Origin of the sequence: Burkholderia anthinoferrum (assembly GCF_002925705.1) — a bacterium.
GTDB lineage: Bacteria > Pseudomonadota > Gammaproteobacteria > Burkholderiales > Burkholderiaceae > Burkholderia > Burkholderia semiarida.
Genome location: NZ_LFZP01000001.1, coordinates 246,216 through 269,106, shown reverse-complemented (window position 1 = coordinate 269,106; position 22,891 = coordinate 246,216). Strand labels below are relative to the sequence as shown.

General features: G+C 65.9%; 21 protein-coding genes. 17 read left to right on the top strand and 4 right to left on the bottom strand.

All coding sequences use genetic code 11. The features are described 5' to 3' along the window. Nucleotides 1–529 precede the first annotated feature (529 nt). The gene (locus C5F75_RS01270) at nt 530–1,795 is read right to left on the bottom strand and encodes an SGNH/GDSL hydrolase family protein (RefSeq protein ID WP_060008757.1); all 1,266 of its coding nucleotides are present in this window, start codon (nt 1,793–1,795) and stop codon (nt 530–532) included. Nucleotides 1,796–1,995: 200 nt separating this feature from the next. Between C5F75_RS01270 and paaA the strand changes: the two genes are divergently transcribed. From paaA to C5F75_RS36635, 11 genes are all read left to right on the top strand, one after another. Beyond that, complete coding sequence (gene paaA, locus C5F75_RS01265) at nt 1,996–2,994, top strand: 1,2-phenylacetyl-CoA epoxidase subunit PaaA (RefSeq protein WP_059578252.1); 999 nt, start codon at nt 1,996–1,998, stop codon at nt 2,992–2,994. 36 nt (nt 2,995–3,030) lie between these two features. Further along, on the top strand, nt 3,031–3,315 hold the full coding sequence (paaB, locus tag C5F75_RS01260; protein ID WP_006482881.1) for a 1,2-phenylacetyl-CoA epoxidase subunit PaaB: 285 nt from the start codon (nt 3,031–3,033) through the stop codon (nt 3,313–3,315). Between the two features lie 10 nt (nt 3,316–3,325). Further along, the gene (gene paaC / locus C5F75_RS01255; protein ID WP_059578249.1) at nt 3,326–4,129 is read left to right on the top strand and encodes a 1,2-phenylacetyl-CoA epoxidase subunit PaaC; all 804 of its coding nucleotides are present in this window, start codon (nt 3,326–3,328) and stop codon (nt 4,127–4,129) included. 25 nt (nt 4,130–4,154) lie between these two features. Continuing rightward, on the top strand, nt 4,155–4,718 hold the full coding sequence (gene paaD, locus C5F75_RS01250) for a 1,2-phenylacetyl-CoA epoxidase subunit PaaD (RefSeq protein ID WP_059578246.1): 564 nt from the start codon (nt 4,155–4,157) through the stop codon (nt 4,716–4,718). Between the two features lie 2 nt (nt 4,719–4,720). Then, nucleotides 4,721–5,809, top strand: a complete 1,089-nt coding sequence (paaE, locus tag C5F75_RS01245; protein ID WP_059578243.1) for a 1,2-phenylacetyl-CoA epoxidase subunit PaaE — start codon at nt 4,721–4,723, stop codon at nt 5,807–5,809. Between the two features lie 413 nt (nt 5,810–6,222). Then, nucleotides 6,223–7,044, top strand: coding sequence for a DUF1835 domain-containing protein (locus tag C5F75_RS01240; RefSeq protein WP_060008760.1), 822 nt, complete (start codon nt 6,223–6,225; stop codon nt 7,042–7,044). Between the two features lie 16 nt (nt 7,045–7,060). After that, nucleotides 7,061–7,666, top strand: coding sequence for a TetR/AcrR family transcriptional regulator (locus C5F75_RS01235; protein ID WP_059578238.1), 606 nt, complete (start codon nt 7,061–7,063; stop codon nt 7,664–7,666). A 233-nt stretch (nt 7,667–7,899) separates the two neighbouring features. After that, the gene (locus C5F75_RS01230; RefSeq protein ID WP_059578237.1) at nt 7,900–8,535 is read left to right on the top strand and encodes a GNAT family N-acetyltransferase; all 636 of its coding nucleotides are present in this window, start codon (nt 7,900–7,902) and stop codon (nt 8,533–8,535) included. A 431-nt stretch (nt 8,536–8,966) separates the two neighbouring features. Beyond that, nucleotides 8,967–9,554: a hypothetical protein gene (locus C5F75_RS01225; protein ID WP_099315978.1), complete on the top strand. Its 588-nt coding sequence runs from the start codon at nt 8,967–8,969 to the stop codon at nt 9,552–9,554. Nucleotides 9,555–9,572: 18 nt separating this feature from the next. After that, the gene (locus C5F75_RS36640; protein ID WP_181035345.1) at nt 9,573–10,061 is read left to right on the top strand and encodes a hypothetical protein; all 489 of its coding nucleotides are present in this window, start codon (nt 9,573–9,575) and stop codon (nt 10,059–10,061) included. A gap of 2 nt (nt 10,062–10,063) precedes the next feature. After that, entirely contained in the window at nt 10,064–10,450 is a 387-nt protein-coding gene (locus C5F75_RS36635) for a DUF805 domain-containing protein (protein WP_059578232.1), read from the top strand. A 56-nt stretch (nt 10,451–10,506) separates the two neighbouring features. Here the strand turns inward: C5F75_RS36635 and C5F75_RS01215 are convergent, their stop codons facing one another. After that, a complete protein-coding gene (locus C5F75_RS01215; RefSeq protein ID WP_059578229.1) occupies nt 10,507–11,022 on the bottom strand; it encodes an Lrp/AsnC family transcriptional regulator in 516 nt (171 codons plus the stop codon). 214 nt (nt 11,023–11,236) lie between these two features. On the opposite strand from C5F75_RS01215, the gene hppD reads away from it, so the two are divergent. Continuing rightward, the gene (gene hppD / locus C5F75_RS01210) at nt 11,237–12,334 is read left to right on the top strand and encodes a 4-hydroxyphenylpyruvate dioxygenase (protein WP_059578227.1); all 1,098 of its coding nucleotides are present in this window, start codon (nt 11,237–11,239) and stop codon (nt 12,332–12,334) included. Between the two features lie 136 nt (nt 12,335–12,470). Here hppD and C5F75_RS01205 read toward each other — a convergent pair whose 3' ends face one another. Continuing rightward, a complete protein-coding gene (locus tag C5F75_RS01205; RefSeq protein ID WP_059578224.1) occupies nt 12,471–12,665 on the bottom strand; it encodes a hypothetical protein in 195 nt (64 codons plus the stop codon). 330 nt (nt 12,666–12,995) lie between these two features. Between C5F75_RS01205 and C5F75_RS01200 the strand changes: the two genes are divergently transcribed. Continuing rightward, nucleotides 12,996–16,586, top strand: coding sequence for an indolepyruvate ferredoxin oxidoreductase family protein (locus C5F75_RS01200; protein WP_059578221.1), 3,591 nt, complete (start codon nt 12,996–12,998; stop codon nt 16,584–16,586). 144 nt (nt 16,587–16,730) lie between these two features. Here the strand turns inward: C5F75_RS01200 and C5F75_RS01190 are convergent, their stop codons facing one another. Continuing rightward, complete coding sequence (locus tag C5F75_RS01190; RefSeq protein WP_059578218.1) at nt 16,731–19,001, bottom strand: NADP-dependent malic enzyme; 2,271 nt, start codon at nt 18,999–19,001, stop codon at nt 16,731–16,733. Between the two features lie 459 nt (nt 19,002–19,460). Between C5F75_RS01190 and C5F75_RS01185 the strand changes: the two genes are divergently transcribed. From C5F75_RS01185 to argC, 4 genes are all read left to right on the top strand, one after another. Next, nucleotides 19,461–20,147, top strand: coding sequence for an orotate phosphoribosyltransferase (locus C5F75_RS01185; RefSeq protein ID WP_059578215.1), 687 nt, complete (start codon nt 19,461–19,463; stop codon nt 20,145–20,147). 240 nt (nt 20,148–20,387) lie between these two features. Next, nucleotides 20,388–20,984 carry a YbhB/YbcL family Raf kinase inhibitor-like protein gene (locus C5F75_RS01180; protein ID WP_104011779.1) on the top strand — a complete coding sequence of 199 codons (597 nt, stop codon included), beginning with the start codon at nt 20,388–20,390 and terminating at the stop codon, nt 20,982–20,984. Between the two features lie 218 nt (nt 20,985–21,202). After that, on the top strand, nt 21,203–21,775 hold the full coding sequence (locus C5F75_RS01175) for a flavodoxin family protein (RefSeq protein WP_011546661.1): 573 nt from the start codon (nt 21,203–21,205) through the stop codon (nt 21,773–21,775). A gap of 165 nt (nt 21,776–21,940) precedes the next feature. Continuing rightward, nucleotides 21,941–22,891 (top strand): N-acetyl-gamma-glutamyl-phosphate reductase, encoded by a 951-nt coding sequence (gene argC / locus C5F75_RS01170; RefSeq protein WP_059578210.1) that lies wholly within the window; start codon nt 21,941–21,943, stop codon nt 22,889–22,891.

Here is a 22,891-nt window from a genome sequence, read left to right as displayed (position 1 = left end):
TCGCTCACTCAAAGCTGACAGGAATATGAATCACTTCATAAACCTGACTTACTTTAGTGTGAGACTCTTGATACTTTCGCTATCTGATCCGAGGATCAGCTCGCTTTCATCAAGCGCCCACACTTATCGGCTGTTAATTTTTAAAGAGCATGTCTGCGAGAAACTCCGCGTTTCCCAGCAGCGCTGCGTTTTCAGCAGCAGAGAAGCGAGATTATGAACCGTGTTTCGCAGCTCGTCAACAACTTTCTGAACGACTTCGTTGCGACTGCGGGGCCCATCTTCCTGCGCCGCCGAGGCTCGTTACCACCGAACCCCAACAGCACCGCTTCCCCTCCCCCCGCGCCGCGTTTCCGGTAGCGCGAAAGAGGCGTGATTCTAAGCACCCGCCCCCATCCACGCAAGCTCTTTGTGAAGAAAGCTTGAAAAAGCCTCCGTGCGCTGTCGCGCACGGAGGCTGGGGGCTCGACGAACGATGTAGCGCTGTCCGCCGACAGGCCGTCTGCAATATTCCTCTCTATATAGAGGGGCGTCACTTGCCGCCCACGGCAGCCTGCAATTGCTCGAGCGGCACCGCATCGGCCATCGCCGTGTAACCGGCATCGCTCGGATGGATTCCATCGCCGCTATCGTATCGGCGCTGCAACACGCTCGCACGCGCCGGATCGCGCAGCACCGCGTCAAAGTCCACCACGCCGTCGAACCCGCCGCCGCTCCGGATCCACCGGTTCACCTCGAGCCGGATCGCCTCGCGCCCGGCCGGCAACGCCGCCGGCGTGAGCGTCGCGCCGAAGACCTTCACGCCCTGGCGATGCGCCGCGTCGATCAGCCGGCGATAGCCGTCGATCAGCGATGCGGCCGTTACCTGCGTATGCGGGTGATCGCAATCGAGCCCGGCGCGCGGCGGCATCGCCGCGAAGTTGATGTCGTTGATCCCGATCAGCACGATCGCCGCCTTCACGCCGGAGCGCGACAGCGCATCATGCTCGAATCGCGACGCCAGCGAGGTGCCGTAGCACGCGGAGTCGCTGAGCAGCCGGTTCCCGCTAATGCCGAGATTCACGACACCGACCGAATCGGCGCCCGACGCGGCCAGCCTGCGCGCGAGTGCGTCCGGCCAACGGCGGTTCCGGTTGACGGTGGAGCGCAGCCCGTCGGTGATCGAATCGCCGATCGCGGCGACGCTGGCGCGCGCGGCGCCGGACTCGACAGCCAACTCGGTCACCCACGCATATTGGGTAAAACGGGTGCGGAACGCGTCGGCGCCCGGGTCGCCCACGTGATCGCCCGGCGCGGACACATAATTGAACTGGTTCGACACGCGGTGCCAGACCGTCATCCGCTCGTTCGGCCCCATCTGGAGACTGATCGCATACGGGCGCGCGGCCGTCACGTCGATCGTCACCGGATCGCTTTCGATCTCGTGACCAGGCGCGAGCGTCACCGACGCCTTGCCGCCAAACCGGACCGGCACCGCCGCGCCGCCGGCGAGCGCGGCACCTTCGCCGGCACGCGCGAGGCTCGCGGCCTCGACGACCAGCGGCGCGCGACCGTATGCGTTGCTCACGCGAATCCGCGCGGCCCGCCCCGACACGGTCGGATAGACGACCTGGCGCACGGTTCGGCCGGCCACGTCGGGCGCGCGGTAAAGCGGCGGCGGCGCGGCGAGGTCGGGAATCGGCTGCAGTGCGGTCGCCCACGCGGCGACCCATCCGGCCGGCGCGGCCGACGCCTCGAGCGGCGACACGAAAACGGCCGCCCCCAGCACGGCCGCGGCGAAACTGCTTCGAAATGACATCGGCAAGATCCTCATCGGAAAGCGGGCATTGTGCCGCAGAAGACGCCGGACCCTCGCGCGAAGCCGCACTTGCGCCATTCGATCGCGCCCCGATGTCCCTCGTTTACCCCAGTCCCGCCGCAAATCCGCAAGAAATTTATTAACCGACCGGTCGGTTGGTTTATACTTCGCACACATTCAACCGGACGAGAGCCTCCGCCATGTACACGCAATCCCTCGACATCCCCGGCAACGTCGCGCCGCTCGACGCCGCAGCCGAGTCGCCCGAGCAGGCGCGGTTCGATGCGGTGATGGCCGCGGACGGCAAGATCGAACCGCAGGACTGGATGCCCGACGCCTATCGCAAGACGCTGATCCGCCAGATCTCGCAGCATGCGCACTCGGAAGTCGTCGGCATGCTGCCGGAAGGCAACTGGATCTCGCGCGCGCCGAGCCTGAAGCGCAAGGCGATCCTGCTCGCGAAGGTGCAGGACGAAGCCGGCCATGGCCTCTATCTTTACAGCGCGGCCGAAACGCTCGGCGTATCGCGCGATTCGCTGGTCGACGCGCTGCACGCGGGCAAGGCCAAATACTCGAGCATCTTCAACTACCCGACGCCGACCTGGGCCGACGTCGGCGTGATCGGCTGGCTCGTCGACGGCGCCGCGATCATGAACCAGATCCCGCTGTGCCGCTGCACGTACGGCCCCTACGCGCGCGCGATGATCCGCGTGTGCAAGGAAGAGTCGTTCCATCAGCGCCAGGGTTTCGACGCGCTGCTGTCGATGATGAAGGGCACCGACGCGCAGCGTGCGATGGTCCAGCAGGCCGTCGACCGCTGGTGGTGGCCGGTGCTGATGATGTTCGGCCCGAGCGATGCGGATTCGGTCCACAGCAATCAGTCCGCGAAATGGGGCATCAAGCGGATCTCGAACGACGATCTGCGCCAAAAATTCGTCGACGCGACCGTCGATCAGGCGAAGGTGCTCGGCGTGACGCTGCCCGACCCCGACCTGAAATGGAACGAGGCGCGCGGTCACTACGACTACGGCGCGATCGACTGGGACGAATTCTGGCGCGTGGTCAACGGCGACGGCCCGTGCAACAAGGAACGCCTCGCCACTCGCGTGAAGGCGCACGAGGACGGCGCCTGGGTGCGCGAAGCCGCGCTCGCGCACGAAGCGAAGCGCCGCGCCCGCGCCGAACAGCACGCCGCCTGAGCGGCACCCCTCGAATTCATGAATCAGGAGAAGGTAATGAACAAGGAATGGCCGATCTGGGAAGTATTCGTGCGCAGCAAGCAGGGCCTCGACCACAAGCACTGCGGCAGCCTGCACGCCGCCGATGCGACGATGGCGCTGCGCATGGCGCGCGACGTCTACACGCGTCGCCAGGAAGGCGTGAGCATCTGGGTGGTGCCGTCGTCGGCGATCACGGCGTCGGATCCGAGCGAGAAGGCCGAACTGTTCGAGCCGGCGGGCGACAAGATCTACCGTCACCCGACGTTCTACACGCTGCCCGACGAAGTCAACCACATGTAACGCCCGCGCCATGACGATCACGCCCGAACACCTCTCCTACGTGCTGCGCCTCGCGGACAATGCGCTGATCCTCGGTCAGCGCAACGCCGAATGGTGCGGCCACGGCCCGATCCTCGAGGAAGACATCGCGCTCACCAACATGAGCCTCGACCTGATCGGCCAGGCGCGCATGCTGTACACGCACGCGGCCGAGCTCGAGCGCCAGCTCACCGGCGCGACGAAGACCGAGGACGATTACGCGTACTTCCGCACCGAGCGCGAATTCGCGAACTTCACGCTCGCCGAGCTGCCGCACTATGGCCCGCTCTCCGGTACCGCGCACGCCGACAAGGACTACGCGGTGACGATCGTGCGCAACTTCCTGTACGCGGCGCTGATGCTGCACGTGTGGAGCGCGCTGGAAACGTCGACCGACACGCAACTCGCCGCGATCGCCGCGAAATCGGTGAAGGAAACCCGCTATCACGTCCAGCATGCGCGCGAATGGCTCGTGCGCCTCGGCGACGGCACCGACGAATCGCACCGCCGCGCGCAGGCCGCGCTCGATTACCTGATGCCGTACACGCGCGAATTCTTCACCGCCGATGCGATCGACGACGCGATCGTCGCACCGGGCATCGGCCCGGCGCCGGCCGCGATCGAGGCCGCGTGGCGCGCGGACGTGGACGACGCGCTCGCCGAGGCCACGCTCACGCCGCCGACTCCGGTGAAGCATGTAACGACCGGCAAGCAGGGCGAGCACTCGGAGCACATGGGCTACCTGCTCGCCGAAATGCAGAGCCTCGCGCGTCAGCATCCCGGCGCGAGCTGGTAACCGCCCCACGCCACGGAGCCCGACGATGTCCGCCCAGACCGCCGCCCCTACCCACGGCGCTCCCGCCGCGCACCGCGACGATCCGCTGCTCGCCCGCGCATGGGACGTGCTGGAAGCCGTGCCCGATCCGGAGATTCCGGTCGTGTCGATCCGCGAGCTCGGCATCCTGCGCGACGTCCGCCGCGCGGACGACGGCCGGCTCGAAGTCGTGATCACGCCGACCTACTCGGGCTGCCCGGCGATGTCGCAGATCGCCGAGGACATCGCCGCCGCGCTGCAGGCCGCCGATCTGCCGCCGCACCGGATCGAGACGGTGCTCGCCCCCGCGTGGACGACCGACTGGATCACGCAGGAAGCGCGCGACAAGCTGCGGGCCTACGGCATCGCGCCGCCGGTCGGCCAGTGCGGCAGCACCGCGCCGCGGGAGAACGTCGTGCGCTTCGTGCCGCGGCCGGTCGCGGCGCCCACCTGCCCGCGCTGCGGCTCCGCGCGCACCGAACGTCTCGCGCAATTCGCGTCCACGGCCTGCAAGGCGCTGTATCGCTGCGTCGACTGCCGCGAACCCTTCGACTACTTCAAACCCTACTGAATATGGCGACCCCGCAATTTCACCCGCTGCGCATCCGCGACGTGCGGCCCGAGACCGCCGATGCCGTCACCGTCTCGTTCGACGTGCCGCCCGAACTGCGCGACGCGTACCGCTTCACGCAGGGCCAGTTCGTCACGCTGAAGACCCACATCGACGGCGAGGAGACGCGCCGCTCGTATTCGATCTGCGTCGGCACGACGGACTACGATCGCGACGGCGAATTGCGCATCGGCATCAAGCGCGTGCGCGGCGGCCGCTTCTCGAACTTCGCGTTCGACACGCTGAAGCCCGGCCACACGATCGACGTGATGACGCCGGACGGCCGCTTCTTCACGCACCTGAACGCCGACCACGGCAAGCAGTACGTCGCGTTTTCCGGCGGCTCGGGGATCACGCCGGTGCTCGCGATCGTGAAGACGACGCTCGAGCTCGAGCCGCGCAGCACGTTCACGCTGATCTATGGGAACCGCAGCGTCGACGCGATCATGTTCGCGGAGGAGCTGGAGGACCTGAAGAACCGCTACATGAACCGCTTCGTCCTCTATCACGTGCTGTCGGACGACCTGCAGGACGTCGAGCTGTTCAACGGCGTGCTCGATCAGGCGAAATGCGCGGAATTCCTCGCGACGCTGACGCCGGCCGACGCGATCGACGAGGCGTTCATCTGCGGCCCGGCGCCGATGATGGACGCCGCCGAAGCGGCGCTGAAGGCGGCCGGCGTGCCGCAGGCGAAGGTGCACGTCGAGCGCTTCGGCACACCGCTGCCGCAGGCCGGCGCACCGGTCGTCGAGATCACCGCGCAGACGCCTGCCGCCGACCTCGAAATCGTGCTCGACGGCAAGAAGCGCAAGCTGCGCTTGCCGTACGAAGGCGTGAGCCTGCTCGACGTGGGCCTGCGCGCGGGCCTCGCGCTGCCGTACGCATGCAAGGGCGGCGTGTGCTGCACGTGCCGCGCGAAGGTGATCGAAGGCGAAGTGCGGATGGAGAAGAACTACACGCTCGAGGAGCACGAAGTGAAGGACGGTTTCGTGCTCACGTGCCAGTGCCACCCGATCAGCGACAAGGTCGTAGTGAGCTTCGACGAACGTTGAGCGGCGTCGCGTCGCGGCGCCGGGCGGTTTCTCGCCGTCACACATCTCGCTTACACTAGGGTCTGTTTACATATGGAACGCGCATGCGTTGCCACGAGAACGGCCGCTCGCGAGGCGTGCGACGCCGCGAATACTGACGTATTCGCAAGGAGCACAACGCGGCGAGCGGCCGTTCTCGTGGCAACCCCAAATTAAAAAAATCATGTCAGGGGAATGCCCGAAATCGCCCGTATGGCGGCGTCGCTCGTCGCTTGTTTGGCGCGGCCAAACGGCGCTTCTCACTCCTTGCCCTACGAGCGATTTCGGGCATTCGCATGTGCGTTCCATATGTAAACAGACCCTAGGGGCCGCCGGCCGGCTGGACATCGCAACGTCCGCCCGGCCGGCGGTTTTCTTTTGTTGACGACAGGCCGATGAGTACCATTCATGTGATTCAGGGCGGCACCGCCGCCGCGTCGCTGCGCGAGGCCCTTGCGCTAGCCGGACGCGACGAGCGCGTCGTCGGGTTGCTCGACGATCTCGGCGTCGGGCCGCTGAAGGGCGTCGACGAGACGCCCGACACACGCGCCGCGTTCTGGCAGCACGTGCTCGGCGACCAGATTCCCGACTGGAACGCGGAAATCGAGGCCGAATTCGCGCGCCTCGACCAGCTTGCGATGGATGCCGGCCAGGTCGTCGTGTGGCACGCGCCGAGCGTCGGCGACAAGCTGCTGCTGCGCCGGGTCGCCTATCACCTGCGCAACGTGCCGCAGCGCCTGAACGAGGTGCGGCTGTCGGCCGCCGACCTCGACGCCGCGCAGCGCGCAGCGCTGTCGCGCACCGACCAGGCGTGCGCGACCGGAATGTTCTCGCCCGCGGAACTGGCGCGCAAGCGGCCGGCGGCCGCGCCGGTCTCGGTCCTGCGCATCGGCCGCCTCGCGCTCGAATGGCAGGAGGCGAAGCACCTGAACGCCGAACTGCGTTATTGGGTCAGCAACACGATCAAGAGCGGCCACTACGCCGATCTCGACGCGCTGATCGTCGCGCGCGCGGAAGCCGACTGGCAGCCCGCGCAGCGCCTCGTCGGCAGCATCATGGCCGCGGCCGACCGCGGCGGGCTGTTCGTCAGCGACTCGATCGCCTGGTGGCGCTGCCGCGACCTCGCGGCAGCCGGCCGGCTCGAACTGCAGGACGATGCGCCCGCAGCCCTCTCTTCCACGCACGTGCGCGCAGCCGCCGCGGCGGCGCACCGCTAATCTTCCGTATTCGACCATGGCCCGAACCCGAGCGCCCGACCACGAATCCCAGCGCGAGCAGATCCTCGACCTGGCCGCCGAGAAATTCGCGCAGACGAGCTACCCGAGCACGTCGATGTCCGATCTCGCGACCGCGAGCGGTACGTCGAAGGCGCGGCTCTATCACTATTACGAGAGCAAGGAAGCGATCCTGTTCGACCTGCTCGACCGCTACACGAAGCGGCTGATGCTGATCATCGCCGAGGTCGAGGGCGCGAGCCAGCGGCGCGGCCTCAGCGAGCGCGACGCGTTCGCCGAACTCGTGCGCGCGTTCCTCGCCGAATACGAGACGTCGCACAGCCGCCATGTCGCGCTGCTCAACGACGTGAAGTATCTGGAGGACGCGCAGCGCGAAATCGTGCTCGACCGCCAGCGCGACATCGTCGCGGCGTTCACGCGACAGCTCGCGCGCGCCTACCCGGACCGGATCTCAAAGGAAAACCAGACCCCGGTGACGATGATGGTGTTCGGGATGATCAACTGGACCTTCACGTGGCTGAAGCCCGGCGGCCGCCTCGGCTACCGCGACTTCGCCGAACAGGTGATCGACCTGATCGAGCGCGGGCTATCGACGGCGGCCTGATTGTCGCGCAGCAGCATGCGTTGCGCGACGGGCACAGTGGCACCACCCGTCGCGTATTTCATATGATGAATTTTAAATCCCTTCAAAATCAGCAAGTTACGGAATGAACTAAGCGGATTTAGAATTCCCCCTCAGGACAAAGAACGTCAAATACGGGTTTTCCCCAACCTCGCTCGGGTAAAATGCTGTTGCATTGCACAACCCGCTTGTGCACCCACACTGAGGAACCCACGATGAACACGCAATTCAACGGCCGTGCCGATGCTGTCGGCAAGGTCGGTACTGCGCCGGTTCTCGTCAGGGAACTGGCTTCCAAAGACCGTGAGCAAATGCTCACCCACTTTCTCTCGCTCGACGAAGAGGACCGCCTGCTGCGCTTCGGCCAGATGGTGCCCGACCACGTGATCGAGAACTATGTCCGCACGATCGATTTCGGTCGCGATACCGTGTTCGGCGTGTTCGACCACGACCTCGAACTGATCGGCGTCGGCCACCTGGCCTACTTGCCGGCCGAGGGCGACACGCGCACGGCCGAATTCGGCGTGTCGGTGCTCGAAAGCGCGCGCGGCCGCGGCGTCGGCTCGAAGCTGTTCGAGCGCGCGGCGATCCGCAGCCGCAACACGCACGTGACGATGCTGTACATGCATTGCCTGTCGCGTAACGCGACGATGATGCACATCGCGAAGAAATCCGGGATGCGGATCGAGTACGCGTACGGCGAAGCCGATGCGTACCTGTCGCTGCCGCCGGCCGACCACTCGACGATCATCGCCGAGATGCTGCAGGAACAGGCCGCGGTGTTCGACTACGCGATGAAGCGCCAGGCGCGCCGCACGACGAAGTTCATCGAATCGCTGATGCCGGCCTGACGCCGGGCCCGACTCGCCAACCTCAAGCCCCAACGCGCTGCCGTTGCAGCCCGCGAAAAATGGCTCGCCCCTTTCGCGCTTCGCGTGTCCGGCGGCTGCCGACGTCATTGTCACCCCATCGCCTCACCGATACGGCCGCCCTTGCAGCCGACATCACGGCATGTTTCCCGCGCTCCGGCGCAGCGCGTCCGCTGGCAGTGCGGTTCAAGCCCCTCTGTCGCCGGACAGTGCTCGCGCAGAAGAACATCTACTTTCGTATCCGTCCCATTGATCTTTGAGCGCCCGCCGATAGATGATCGGTCGCTTATTTCATTCGGCGAAAGGTCGAAGTGACAGGCTGTCTACCCGTGGTTTCTCCATACTCGGGCCACGCCTTCATCCATCGAACCTGTTTTCCCGATTCGTCTATTTCATGTTGCGAGGATAAGGGTATGACGGGACAACGCATCAATTACGGGCAGCCTACCGGAATGTATCTGTTGATCGAACAACTGCATGCGAAGTCCGGACTGCCATCGTTGGCTAACACGGTTGGTGCATCCAATCTGCAAATCTATCGGACCGTTGCCCAACTGTATGAAACTGCCGATATCTACATCGACAATCAACGGGTCGTGTCTGGCGAGATGACCATGTGGCAAATGCTAAAGGGAGCATTCGGCATCGATGTCGTCACGCGCCCCAATGGTAAAACCACGCTGGTGCTTGAATATGCGGGCTTCGTCAGCAACATCACACCATTGCCCAAAATCGGCAACCTCTTGCCCGAACTCATTACCAAGGAATATACGCTGAAGCTTCGTTCTCCCTATATCTTCGGTACTGATCCCCTACCAGACATCCAACTCTACAGGCATGCCAAATCCGTATTTATGCAGCGCAATGGTGGCCAGTCTCCAGCCACGGCAATGGCGAAATACAATCGCCGAACCAGGGAGCTGATCCGACTTAATACAATCAGCGAAATCGACACCGTCCTGCGCGGTCTGCGCACGGCACTTCCGTCGTTGAATTTCTGAACTTCCGTCTATCACGACATGCGCCTCACCATCGCCAAACCGATATCGCTGGCCTTCTTTACAGTGCTAGGCGGTCTGCTGGGCTTCACCCTCCACAACAGGTTCATAGAGAGCCTCGCTAGCACGCATGCCGTATGGTTCGTCGCCGGCCCGCCATCACAGATGTTCGTCGATCAACTTCGGACCACTATCGCCTTTGGTACTCTTGGGGCGGCCGTGAGCATCGGAATTTCGTTCTTCCGTACACACATCGCATCGGCCAAGGTTTGCACCGTGGCGACGTTGCTGGTTATCGCTGTCGCGGTAGCAGGTACATGGGGCGCGCAGGCGATTATTCTCGCCCGACTCGCCGCGACGACGGCGGCCACAGCGCAGTTGAACATCCCTTTATTACTCCCCTTACCCCACATTCCCGCTTTCTGGATCGCGGGAACAGCAACCGTCTGTGTTGTCATCGACGTCGGTATCACCATGCTGTTCGTGCGCCGCCGCCATGGTTGGAGATGACAATGAAGACCGCGCTGCATGCATGGCTGAACGGCTATCGGCGCATGCTGTCGTTTCGGGGCCGAGAGCGACGCCGGGATTTCCTCTGCTTCCTGCTCGGCCATTACCCGCTCTTTTATCTTCTGATCACGCTGATCAAATGGTCCCACACTCGGCTTTCCGCCGACGCAACGCTCACGTCGTTCCTGCTGTTCTGCGCCGGGCTCGCGTCGCTATGCGCGACCCTGGCCTACAACGTCAGGCGCCTGCACGACAGCAATCGCTCCGGCCTGCTGTGCATCGGCTACTTCCTGTTCGCAGCCCCCATTGTGATCCTCGTGTCGCTGTGGCTCGCGCCCCGCAACGCCGGTAATCAATACGGCCCCGATCCGCGCCGCACGCGCACGTAGCCCCCGCACCGGCGGTACGGCAAGCCGGCGCGTCGCATCTACATCACACGTCGCCGTCAGCGAATCGGCAACGCCGTCGTTTCCTTGAAGCAGTCGAGCGAGAAGCTCGTTTTCACGTCGATCACCGACGGGTGATGCAGCAGATGCTCCTGCACGAAGCGGGAGAAATGCGCCATGTCCTCGACCTGCACGCGCAACAGGTAATCCATGTCGCCCGTCATCGCGTGGCACGCGACCACTTCCGGCCAGGTCTGCACGGCCGCGCGGAACAGTTCCGCGTGGGTCGCGCCCGCGCGCGCCGACGTCTCGTCGGCCCGGACCGGCGCGAGGCCGCCGCGCTTCTCGAGCCGCACGCTCACGTACGCGAGCAGGTCGAGCCCGAGCTTCTGCGGATTCAGCAGCGCGACATAGCCGGTGATCACGCCGATTTCCTCGAGCCGCCGGATTCGCCGCAGGCAGGGGCTCGGCGACAGATTCACGCGCTCGGCGATCTCCTGGTTCGACAGGCGCCCGTTCTCCTGAAGAATCGCGAGAATCCGCCGGTCGATGGCATCCAATTCAGCCTGCGCCATCTTCTGCCCTCCATCGATAATTTTGAGACTGGAAATTGCGCCATCGTAGGCGCGGGCGATTAAGTTCGCAAGTTTCCGCTCGCGGCCGCCCGCTACACTCTGTCGCATGTATCGACTTGCCGCGCATGCTGGTGACGGGCACGGCCGTCGACATCGAACCAGGCCGGACATGCGCACGCCGCGCCGGCCGATCGCCCCGCACAGGAGACACGACATGCAGATCCCCACCTGGGACAATCCCGTCGGCACCGACGGCTTCGAATTCATCGAATACACGGCGCCGGACCCGAAAGCGCTCGGACAACTGTTCGAGCGGATGGGTTTCACCGCGATCGCGCGCCACCGCCACAAGGACGTGACGGTGTACCGCCAGGGCGACATCAACTTCATCATCAACGCGGAACCCGATTCGTTCGCGCAACGCTTCGCGCGGCTGCACGGCCCGTCGATCTGCGCGATCGCGTTCCGCGTGCAGGACGCCGCCAAGGCATACCAGCGCGCGCTCGAACTCGGCGCGTGGGGCTTCGACAACAAGACGGGCCCGATGGAGCTGAACATCCCGGCGATCAAGGGGATCGGCGATTCGCTGATCTACTTCGTCGACCGCTGGCGCGGCAAGAACGGCGCGCAACCGGGCGCGATCGGCGACATCAGCATCTACGACGTCGACTTCGAGCCGATTCCCGGTGCGAACCCGAACCCGGTCGGCCACGGCCTCACCTACATCGATCACCTGACGCACAACGTGCATCGCGGCCGCATGCAGGAATGGGCCGAGTTCTACGAGCGCCTGTTCAACTTCCGCGAAGTGCGCTACTTCGACATCGAAGGCAAGGTGACGGGCGTGAAGTCGAAGGCGATGACGTCGCCGTGCGGCAAGATCCGCATCCCGATCAACGAGGAAGGCTCGGATACGGCCGGCCAGATCCAGGAATACCTCGACGCGTATCACGGCGAAGGCATCCAGCACATCGCGCTCGGCGCGAGCGACATCTACCAGGCGGTCGACGGGTTGCGCAGCAAGGAAGTGAAGCTGCTCGACACGATCGACACGTATTACGAGCTGGTCGACCGCCGCGTGCCGAACCACGGCGAATCACTGGAAGAACTGAAGAAGCGCAAGATCCTGATCGACGGCGCGCGCGACGACCTGCTGCTGCAGATCTTCACCGAGAACCAGATCGGGCCGATCTTCTTCGAGATCATCCAGCGCAAGGGCAACCAGGGCTTCGGCGAAGGCAACTTCAAGGCGCTGTTCGAATCGATCGAACTCGACCAGATCCGCCGCGGCGTCGTGCAGGACAAGGCCTGACGCATCCGCCGGGTGGCGGGCGGCGCCGCGCCACCGGGCCAGCCGCGCGATCCGGCGACGCAAAGAAAAAGGGCGGGAACCCGAGGATTCCCGCCCTTTTTGCATGCCGGCGCGGCCCGTGGGCCGCGCGATCGCATCAACGCACGCTCGCCTTCGACTCGGCGGCACGCGCGGCCGACGGCTGTGCCACGGCGTCCTGGGCCGGCACGATCTGAAGCATCTGCGCGCCGGCTGCCGCCAGCGCGCTCGCGCCTTGCGCACGCACCGGGCCGGTCATCGCGAAAAACGCGGCGGACACGATCAGGAAACTCTGGATATGACGTGTATTCATTGCACCTCCTGTAAAACTGCCGGCGCCTCCCCGAGCGCGTCGGAACGCACCCACGCGGCCGGGCACCTCCGGCAGGCCGACAAGATTAACGGCATTTGCCCGCAGATCAATGCCGCTTTACATGCTTTTACATGATGTAACGCATGATCTCGCCCTGTTTCGCGACGTGCGGACGCCCGTGCCCCCGCGTCGCGACCGATGGGCGGCGGGTTTGCCCCAGTGCTACCATCCCTTAAAACCGGCGAACATGCCGGCCACTGCCGACGCGTCCAAAAGATGCCGACGCAACCGAAGTTTTGGTGATCCCAGACCGGGTGGAGGAGACAGTTAATGAATGCCCCGCTAGACGCAGACCAACGCGCGTCGCTAGAAGCCGCGCTGAAGTCCGTCACGCTTGACGACAAATACACGCTGGAACGCGGCCGCGCGTACATGAGCGGCATCCAGGCCCTCGTGCGCCTGCCGATGCTCCAGCAGGAACGCGACCGCGCCGCCGGTCTCAATACGGCCGGCTTCATCTCCGGCTACCGCGGCTCGCCGCTCGGCGGCCTCGATCTGTCGCTATGGAAAGCCAAGCAGCACCTGGCCGCCCACCAGATCGTCTTCCAGCCCGGCCTCAACGAAGATCTCGCCGCCACGGCCGTGTGGGGTTCGCAGCAGGTGAATCTGTACCCCGGCGCGAAATACGACGGCGTGTTCGGCATGTGGTACGGCAAGGGCCCGGGCGTCGATCGCACCGGCGACGTCTTCAAGCACGCGAACTCGGCCGGCTCGGCGCAGCACGGCGGCGTGCTCGTGCTGGCCGGCGACGACCACGCGGCGAAATCGTCGACGCTCGCGCACCAGTCCGAGCACATCTTCAAGGCCTGCGGGCTGCCGGTGCTGTTCCCGTCCAACGTTCAGGAATATCTCGATTTCGGCCTGCACGGCTGGGCGATGAGCCGCTACTCGGGCCTGTGGGTCGCGCTCAAGTGCGTGACGGACGTCGTCGAATCGTCCGCGTCGGTCGACATCGACCCGCATCGCACCGAGATCGTGCTGCCGACCGATTTCATCCTGCCGGAAGGCGGGCTGAACATCCGCTGGCCCGATCCGCCGCTCGTGCAGGAAGCGCGGCTGCTCGACTACAAGTGGTACGCGGCGCTCGCCTATGTGCGTGCGAACAAGCTCGACCGCATCGAGATCGATTCGCCGCATGCGCGCTTCGGGATCATGACCGGCGGCAAGGCGTACCTCGACGTGCGCCAGGCGCTGATCGACCTCGGCCTCGACGACGAAACCTGCGCGCGGATCGGCATCCGGCTCTACAAGGTCGGCTGCGTGTGGCCGCTCGAAGCGCAGGGCGCGCAGGCGTTCGCGCGCGGCCTCGACGAAATCCTGGTGGTCGAGGAAAAGCGCCAGATCCTCGAATACGCGATCAAGGAAGAGTTGTACAACTGGCCCGATGCGCAACGCCCGCGCGTGTTCGGCAAGTTCGACGAGAAGGACGGCGCCGGCGGCGAATGGTCGGTGCCGATGGGCAACTGGCTGCTGCCCGCGCACTACGAGCTGTCGCCCGCGATCATCGCGAAGGCGATCGCGACGCGGCTCGATAAATTCGAATTGCCGTCCGACGTGCGCGCGCGCATCGCGGCGCGGCTCGCGGTGATCAACGCGAAGGAAATGGCGCTCGCGAAGCCGCACGTGCAGACCGAGCGCAAGCCGTGGTTCTGCTCGGGCTGCCCGCACAATACGTCGACCAACGTGCCGGAAGGCTCGCGCGCGATCGCCGGGATCGGCTGCCACTACATGACCGTGTGGATGGACCGCAGCACGAGCACCTTCAGCCAGATGGGCGGCGAAGGCGTGCCGTGGATCGGCCAGGCGCCGTTCACCGACGAAAAGCACGTGTTCGCGAACCTCGGCGACGGCACCTATTTCCATTCGGGGCTGCTCGCGGTGCGCGCGGCGATCTCGTCGAAGGCGAACATCACCTACAAGATCCTCTACAACGACGCGGTGGCGATGACGGGCGGCCAGCCGGTCGACGGCGTGCTGACGGTGCCGCAGATCACGCACCAGCTCGCGTCCGAAGGCGCGAAGAAAATCGTGATCGTCACCGACGAGCCGGAGAAATACGACAGCCAGAAGGCGCTGCTCGCGCCGGGCGTGACGATCCATCACCGCGACCAGCTCGACGACGTGCAGCGCGAGCTGCGCGAGATCGAAGGCACGACGATCCTGATCTACGACCAGACCTGCGCGACCGAGAAGCGCCGCCGCCGCAAACGCGGCACGTATCCGGACCCGGCGAAACGCGTCGTGATCAACGAAGCGGTGTGCGAAGGCTGCGGCGACTGCTCGGTGCAGTCGAACTGCCTGTCGGTCGAGCCGCTGGAGACCGAATTTGGTACGAAGCGCCAGATCAACCAGTCGAGCTGCAACAAGGACTTCTCGTGCGTGAAGGGCTTCTGCCCGAGCTTCGTCACGGTCGAGGGCGGCCAGTTGAAGAAGCCGAAGGCCGTGTCGGTCGACGGCAGCGCATTGCCGCCGATTCCGGAACCGACGCTGCCGGAAATCGATCGCGCGTACGGCGTGCTCGTCACGGGCGTGGGCGGCACGGGCGTCGTCACGATCGGCGCGCTGCTCGGGATGGCCGCGCACCTGGAGAACAAGGGCGTGACCGTGCTCGACGTCACGGGTCTCGCGCAGAAAGGCGGCGCCGTGATGAGCCACGTGCAGATCTCGCACGCGCCGACCGACATCCATGCGACGCGGATCGCGATGGGCGAAGCCGATCTCGTGATCGGCTGCGACGCGATCGTCACGGCCGGCGACGAATGCACGTCGCGGATGCGGCACGACGCGACGCGCGTGGTCGTCAACAGCGCGCAGACGCCGACCGCCGAGTTCATCAAGAACCCGAACTGGGCGTTCCCCGGCCTGTCCGCCGAGAACGACATCCGCGCGGCCGCCGGTGAAGCGGTCGATTTCATCGACGCGAACCGCTTCGCGGTCGCGCTGCTCGGCGACGCGATCTACACGAACCCGTTCGTGCTCGGCTACGCATGGCAGAAGGGCTGGCTGCCGCTGACGCTCGCGTCGCTCGAACGCGCGATCGAGCTGAACGCGGTGTCGGTCGACAAGAACCGCGCGGCCTTCGACTGGGGCCGCCGCGCCGCGTACGACCTGGCCAGCGTGAAGCAGGCCGCGGCCGGCGACGCCCGGCCCGCGCAAGGCGCCACGGTGATCTCGCTGCACACGAGGAAGGCGGTCGACGCGCTGATCGCGAAGCGCGTGGAATTCCTCTCCGCGTACCAGAACGCCGCGTACGCGTCGCGTTATGCGGCGTTCGTCGACAAGGTGCGCGCCGCCGAGCGGGCACTGGCGGACGGCGACACGGTGCAGGAGCCGCTGACCGAAGCGGTCGCGCGCAACCTGTTCAAGCTGATGGCGTACAAGGACGAATACGAGGTCGCACGGCTGCAGTCCGATCCCGCGTTCCTCGCGCGCCTGACCGCACAGTTCGAAGGCGACTGGAAGCTGAAATTCCACCTCGCGCCGCCGCTGTTCGCGAAGACGGACGCCCACGGCCATCTCGTGAAGAAGGCGTACGGCCCGTGGATGATGTCGGCCTTCCGGCTGCTCGCGAAGGCGAAGTTCCTGCGCGGCACGGCGCTCGACCCGTTCGGCCGCACCGCGGAGCGCCGCACCGAGCGCGCGCTGATCGGCGAGTACGAAGCGCTGATCGACGAGGTGCTGGCCAAGCTGAACGCGGCCAACCGGCCGCTCGCGCTCGAGCTCGCGGCGCTGCCGGACGGCATTCGCGGCTACGGCCACGTGAAGGAGAACAACCTGCGCGCGGTACGCCAGAAGTGGGACACGCTGCTCGCGAAGTGGCGGTCGCCGGCAGGCGGCCAGTCGCACCAGCAGGTCGCGTAAGCGCGCGCGGCGGGCGTTCGCGGACTGGACGCCCTTCCCGCGCCGCCGTCGCCCCTTACGGTTCATGCAAAAAAAGCCACGGAACGCAGGTTCCGTGGCTTTTTCATTGCGCCGCGCGTGACGCGCGGCACCGCGGGCGTGGACTTACTTCGTGTTCACGTTCGCGGCGGCAACGGCCGTCATGTTGATGATCCGGCGCACGGTCGCGGCCGGCGTCAGGATGTGGACGGGCTTGGCCGCGCCGAGCAGGAACGGGCCGACCGTCACGCCTTCGCCGCCGACCATCTTCAGCAGGTTGTACGCGATGTTCGCCGCTTCGACGTTCGGCATGATCAGCAGGTTCGCCTCGCCCGACAGCGTCGTGCCCGGGAACGCCTGCTTGCGGATCAGTTCCGACAATGCCGCGTCGCCGTGCATTTCGCCGTCGACCTCGAGGTTCGGCGCACGTTCGACGATCAGCTTGCGGGCCTCGGCCATCCGGCGCGACGACGCCGACGGCGCGCTGCCGAAGTTCGAGTTCGACAGCAGCGCGGCCTTCGGCGTGATGCCGAAGCGCTCGATCTCGGCCGCGGCCTGGATCGTCATGTCGGCGAGCTGGTCGGCGCTCGGCAGCTCGTTCACGTACGTGTCGCACACGAACAGGTTGCGGCCCGGCAGCATCAGCAGGTTCATCGCGGCGAAGTGCTCGGCGCCCTTCGCGCGGCCCAGCACCTGCTCGATGAACTTCAGGTGGCTGTGGAACGTGTCGATCATCCCGCAGATCATCCCGTCCGCGTCGCCCAGATGCACGAGCATCGCGCCGATCAGCGTGTTGAACTTGCGCATCGCGGCCTTCGCGACTTCCGGCGTCACGCCGTCGCGCGCGCCGATCTCCTGATACGCCTGCCAGTAGCGGTGGTAGCGCGCATCGTCTTCCGGATCGACGATTTCGAAATCGGTGCCGGCCTTCAGCTTCGAGCCGATCTTCGCGAGGCGCATGTCGACGACCGACGGGCGGCCGATGATGATCGGCTTCGCGATCTTTTCCAGCAGCACGAACTGCGCGGCGCGCAGCACGCGCTCGTCCTCGCCCTCGGCGAACACGATGCGGGCCTCCTTCTGCTTCGCGGTCGCGAACACCGGACGCATCACCATGCCGGTGCGGTAGACGGTCGCGCCGAGCTGCTCGCGATAGGCGTCCATGTCCTGGATCGGGCGCGTGGCGACGCCCGAATCCATCGCGGCTTGAGCGACGGCCGGCGCGATCTTGATGATCAGGCGCGGGTCGAACGGCTTCGGAATCAGGTAGTCCGGCCCGAATTCGAGCGAATGGCCTTCGTACGCCTTCGCGACTTCCTCGCTCTGGTCGGTTTCCTGGGCCAGCTCGGCGATCGCGCGCACGCACGCGAGCTTCATTTCTTCCGTGATCGTCGTCGCGCCGACGTCGAGCGCGCCGCGGAAGATGAACGGGAAGCACAGCACGTTGTTGACCTGGTTCGGGTAGTCCGAACGGCCGGTCGCGACGATCGCGTCCGGGCGCACGGCTTTCGCGTCTTCCGGGCGGATTTCCGGTTCCGGGTTCGCGAGCGCCAGGATCAGCGGCTTGTCGCCCATCGTCTTGACCATGTCCTGCTTCAGCACGCCCGCGCTCGAGCAGCCGAGGAACACGTCCGCGCCGACGATCGCGTCGGCGAGCGAGCGCGCGTCGGTGTTCGCCGCATAGCGCTGCTTCGACGGATCGAGGTTGCCGCGCCCTTCGTAGATCACGCCCTTCGAATCGGCGACGAGGATGTTCGACTTCGTGAGGCCGAGGTTCACCAGCAGGTCGAGGCACGCGATCGCGGCCGCGCCGGCGCCCGAACACACGAGCTTCACGTCGGCGAGTTTCTTGCCGACGACCTTCAGGCCGTTCAGGATCGCGGCCGACGCGATGATCGCGGTGCCGTGCTGATCGTCGTGGAAGACGGGAATCTTCATGCGCTCGCGCAGCTTCTGCTCGATGTAGAAGCATTCCGGCGCCTTGATGTCCTCGAGGTTGATGCCGCCGAGCGTCGGCTCGAGCATCGCGATCGCCTCGACGAGCTTGTCGGGGTCGGACTCCGACAGTTCGATGTCGAACACGTCGATGCCCGCGAATTTCTTGAAGAGGCAGCCCTTGCCTTCCATCACCGGCTTCGCGGCGAGCGGGCCGATGTTGCCCAGACCGAGCACGGCCGTGCCGTTGGTGATGACGCCGACGAGATTGCCGCGCGACGTGTACTTCTGCGCGTCGAGCGGATCGGCGTGGATCGCCTCGCACGCGGCGGCGACGCCCGGCGAATACGCGAGCGACAGATCGAGCTGGTTCGACAGCGGCTTGGTCGGGGTGACCGAAATCTTGCCGGGTTTCGGGTTCAGGTGATAAGCGAGAGCGGCCTGCTTCAGTTGTTCGTCCATGATTGACCTGCGAGAGACATGCGAAATATTGACGACTCAGTACACAGCACCTTCGGCCGCGTCTGCTTGAATCGAGGGGATGGTCGACTGCGAGACGGCCCGCGACGCGCCGGATCGGCACGCCATCGAACCTTGGCGGATGGCAAGAGGAAAGTACAAAGTACTGAACGATTTCTTAGGGTCGCCTAGTGTACACCCCCTAAATGACCTCCGTTGGTGCACCGCCGCATCCCCGGCATCCGCATCGGACTGGTCGCACCCCATTTGTTTCGCCTGTGGTGAGCCGCGCGCCGAACCGCGCGAATTCCGCCGAAAACCGGCCTGGATCGGGTAAAATAGCCGGCTACGCGCGCAGCGATGCGATTGGCCTGCCGATCGCGCCCCGGCCCTCCGGGCAGGTTCCCCTTGCTGCGCCACCGGGCCCGCGCCCGCTCCTCGCTCATCACCCAAGGAATGCCCATGACAGGCTACGATCGTCAGTCGATCTCGGATACGACCGCCAAAATCCTGCTCGAAGTGCAGGCGGTGCACTTCAATGCCGAAAAACCGTTCATCTTCACGTCCGGCTGGGCAAGCCCCGTCTATATCGACTGCCGCAAGCTGATCTCGTATCCGCGCGTGCGCCGTGCGCTGATGGAAATGGCGGAAACGACGATCACGCGCGACATCGGCTTCGAGCAGATCGACGCGGTGGCGGGCGGCGAGACGGCCGGCATCCCGTTCGCGGCATGGATCGCCGACCGGATGATGGTGCCGATGCAGTACGTGCGCAAAAAGCCGAAGGGTTTCGGCCGCAATGCGCAGATCGAAGGCCATCTCGAGGAAGGCTCGCGCGTGCTGCTGGTGGAAGACCTGACGACCGACAGCCGCAGCAAGATCAACTTCGTCAACGCGCTGCGCACCGCGGGCGCGACGGTGAACCACTGCTTCGTGCTGTTCCACTACGACATCTTCAAGGAAAGCGTGTCGGTCCTGAAGGACATCGACGTCGACCTGCACGCGCTCGCCACGTGGTGGGACGTGCTGCGTGTCGCGAAGGCCTCGGGCTACTTCGAGACGAAGACGCTCGACGAAGTCGAGAAATTCCTGCACGCACCGGCCGAATGGTCGGCCGCGCACGGCGGCGCGACGGCCGCGAAGGAATGACGCCACGCCGGCATGCATGCCGGCGCACTGGCTGAACAAGCCGCCTGCTTCACCGCAGGCGGCTTTTTTTCGTCCGTTGCCATGCACCCTGACCGAGCGCAATCGCGGGCGGCAGTGGGCATCGCTCATCGAACCCTAATGCTAGACTTGATCCATCGCCGCCCTCAGCTGCGCGGGCAACACACAACGCCAACAATGCCGGGCATCTCGGTCCGGCCCACGTGACGGGAGAAGCGCCATATGCGTGTGGATCGCCGGATCACTCCGCCTGCGCCATCGGGTCGCCCGTCTCCGTTGCTCCTCCCCGCCCTCCTCTGCGCCGCCGTTTTCGCGGCGCTGCCCGCGCATGCGGAAGGCCCGTTCACCGTGACGAGCGACGACCTGACGCCCGGCGCCCGCGTGCGGGCCGCGAACGTGTTCGACCGCGGCGACTGCAAGGGCGCGAACCGCTCGCCGCAACTCGCGTGGCACAACCCGCCGCCCGGCACGCGCGGCTACGCGGTCACGATCTTCGATCCCGACGCGCCCGGGCACGGCTGGTGGCACTGGGCCGTGGCCGGCATTCCGGCGACCGTCACGAGCCTGCCGGCCGACGCGAGCGCATCCGGCTTCCTGCGCCGCATCGGCGCGAGCGAGGCGCGCAACGACTACGGGATCGACGGTTACGGCGGTCCGTGCCCGCCGCCCGGCAAGCCGCATCGCTACGTGATCACCGTCTACGCGCTGAAAGGCACCGACCTGCGCGTGTCGCAGGGCCGCCCCGCGCCGATGTTCGAGCACGAGATCGGCACGCTCGCGATCGGCACCGCGCGACTCACGGTCACGTACGGGCAGTAGCCGCGCGGTGCCTCGCCCGGCGGCGGCGCCGCGATTGCCGGCCGCCGCGAATTTCAGTGCGCCGCGCGCGCACGTTGTCTCGTCATTTCGGCTTGCTAGACTCGTCGTCACCGGTCGCGGCATGCCCTGCCGCGCGACCGTCGCGCCGCCTGCCGGCGACGCGTGACGCGGCGAGCCGCGGCGGCCCGCCGTTCCCGTCCCTTTCCGGAGAACGCTTCATGTCGAACATCGTCATCGTCTATCACAGCGGCTACGGTCACACGCAGAAACTGGCCGAGGCCGTGCATGCGGGCGCGCAGGATGCCGGCGCCAACGTGCGCCTGATCGCCGTCGGCGACCTCGACGACGCGGGCTGGGCCGCGCTCGACGCGGCCGACGCGATCGTCTTCGGCGCGCCGACCTACATGGGCGGCCCGTCGGCGCAGTTCAAGCAATTCGCCGATGCCACGTCGAAAGCGTGGTTCACGCAGAAGTGGAAGGACAAGATCGCCGCGGGCTTCACGAACTCGGCGACGATGAACGGCGACAAGTTCTCGACGATTCAATATTTCGTCACGCTGGCGATGCAGCATGGGATGGTGTGGGTCGGCACGAGCCTGATGCCGGCGAACTCGAAGGCGGCCACGCGCAACGACATCAACTATCTCGGCGGCTCCACGGGCCTGCTCGCGCAGTCGCCGGCCGATGCGACGCCCGACGAGGGCCCGCTGCCGGGCGACCTCGAGACCGGCAAGGCATTCGGCCGGCGCGTCGCCGAAGCGACCGCCCGCTGGGACGCCGGCGCCCGCTGAGCACGCCCTCCCCCGGCCGCGCGCGTATCGGCGCGGGCGTCAAAGGGACACGAAGACGGCCGCCGGCCGTCTTTTTTCGTCCCGCGCGGCCCAGCGCCGCCGGATGACGTCTTAAAATGGCGGTTTCAGGGCGCCGCGGCTCCCGTTTCATCCAGTGAGAGCGAAATGAGCACCAAAGTTTTTGTCGACGGCCAGGAAGGCACGACCGGCCTCAAGATCTTCGAATACCTGTCGGCACGCAGCGACATCGAGATCCTGCGCATCGAGGAAGCGAAGCGCAAGGACGTCGACGAGCGCCGCCGCCTGATCAACGCGTCGGACGTCACGTTCCTGTGCCTGCCGGACGTCGCGTCGCGCGAATCCGCGTCGCTCGTCGAGAACCCGAACACCACGCTGATCGACGCGAGCACCGCGTTCCGCACGCATGCCGACTGGGCGTACGGCCTGCCGGAACTGACCCGCGCGCAGCGCGAGAAGATTCGCACGTCGAAGCGCATCGCGGTGCCCGGCTGCCATGCATCGGCGTTCGTGCTCGCGATGCGTCCGCTCGTCGACGCGGGCATCGTCGCGCCGACGTTCGCCGCGCACAGCTACTCGATCACCGGCTACAGCGGCGGCGGCAAGTCGATGATCGCCGAATACGAAAACGCCGCGCCGGGCGGCAAGCTCGCGAGCCCGCGCCCGTACGCGCTCGGCCTCGCGCACAAGCACCTGCCGGAAATGGCCGCGCACACGGGCCTCGCGAACGCACCGATCTTCACGCCGATCGTCGGCCCGTTCCTGAAGGGCCTCGCGGTGACGACCTACTTCACGCCCGAGCAGCTCGCGAAGCGCGCGACGCCGCAGGACGTGCAGCGCGTGTTCGCCGAGTACTACGCGGACGAGGCGTTCGTGCGCGTCGCACCGTTCGACGCCGACGCGAACCTCGACGGCGGCTTCTTCGACGTGCAGGCGAACAACGACACGAACCGCGTCGACCTGTTCGTGTTCGGCAACGCGGAGCGCTTCGTCACGGTCGCGCGCCTCGACAACCTCGGCAAGGGCGCGTCGGGCGCCGCGATCCAGTGCATGAATCTCAACATCGGCGCGGCCGAGGACGCAGGCCTCAAACGCTGA

Excerpts from the sequence above, each read along its gene's own strand:
- C5F75_RS01270 (WP_060008757.1), bottom strand. The coding sequence starts at position 1,795 with ATGTCATTTCGAAGCAGTTTCGCCGCGGCCGTGCTGGGGGCGGCCGTT.
- paaA (WP_059578252.1), top strand. The coding sequence starts at position 1,996 with ATGTACACGCAATCCCTCGACATCCCCGGCAACGTCGCGCCGCTCGAC.
- paaB (WP_006482881.1), top strand. The coding sequence starts at position 3,031 with ATGAACAAGGAATGGCCGATCTGGGAAGTATTCGTGCGCAGCAAGCAG.
- paaC (WP_059578249.1), top strand. The coding sequence starts at position 3,326 with ATGACGATCACGCCCGAACACCTCTCCTACGTGCTGCGCCTCGCGGAC.
- paaD (WP_059578246.1), top strand. The coding sequence starts at position 4,155 with ATGTCCGCCCAGACCGCCGCCCCTACCCACGGCGCTCCCGCCGCGCAC.
- paaE (WP_059578243.1), top strand. The coding sequence starts at position 4,721 with ATGGCGACCCCGCAATTTCACCCGCTGCGCATCCGCGACGTGCGGCCC.
- C5F75_RS01240 (WP_060008760.1), top strand. The coding sequence starts at position 6,223 with ATGAGTACCATTCATGTGATTCAGGGCGGCACCGCCGCCGCGTCGCTG.
- C5F75_RS01235 (WP_059578238.1), top strand. The coding sequence starts at position 7,061 with ATGGCCCGAACCCGAGCGCCCGACCACGAATCCCAGCGCGAGCAGATC.
- C5F75_RS01230 (WP_059578237.1), top strand. The coding sequence starts at position 7,900 with ATGAACACGCAATTCAACGGCCGTGCCGATGCTGTCGGCAAGGTCGGT.
- C5F75_RS01225 (WP_099315978.1), top strand. The coding sequence starts at position 8,967 with ATGACGGGACAACGCATCAATTACGGGCAGCCTACCGGAATGTATCTG.
- C5F75_RS36640 (WP_181035345.1), top strand. The coding sequence starts at position 9,573 with ATGCGCCTCACCATCGCCAAACCGATATCGCTGGCCTTCTTTACAGTG.
- C5F75_RS36635 (WP_059578232.1), top strand. The coding sequence starts at position 10,064 with ATGAAGACCGCGCTGCATGCATGGCTGAACGGCTATCGGCGCATGCTG.
- C5F75_RS01215 (WP_059578229.1), bottom strand. The coding sequence starts at position 11,022 with ATGGCGCAGGCTGAATTGGATGCCATCGACCGGCGGATTCTCGCGATT.
- hppD (WP_059578227.1), top strand. The coding sequence starts at position 11,237 with ATGCAGATCCCCACCTGGGACAATCCCGTCGGCACCGACGGCTTCGAA.
- C5F75_RS01205 (WP_059578224.1), bottom strand. The coding sequence starts at position 12,665 with ATGAATACACGTCATATCCAGAGTTTCCTGATCGTGTCCGCCGCGTTT.
- C5F75_RS01200 (WP_059578221.1), top strand. The coding sequence starts at position 12,996 with ATGAATGCCCCGCTAGACGCAGACCAACGCGCGTCGCTAGAAGCCGCG.
- C5F75_RS01190 (WP_059578218.1), bottom strand. The coding sequence starts at position 19,001 with ATGGACGAACAACTGAAGCAGGCCGCTCTCGCTTATCACCTGAACCCG.
- C5F75_RS01185 (WP_059578215.1), top strand. The coding sequence starts at position 19,461 with ATGACAGGCTACGATCGTCAGTCGATCTCGGATACGACCGCCAAAATC.
- C5F75_RS01180 (WP_104011779.1), top strand. The coding sequence starts at position 20,388 with ATGCGTGTGGATCGCCGGATCACTCCGCCTGCGCCATCGGGTCGCCCG.
- C5F75_RS01175 (WP_011546661.1), top strand. The coding sequence starts at position 21,203 with ATGTCGAACATCGTCATCGTCTATCACAGCGGCTACGGTCACACGCAG.
- argC (WP_059578210.1), top strand. The coding sequence starts at position 21,941 with ATGAGCACCAAAGTTTTTGTCGACGGCCAGGAAGGCACGACCGGCCTC.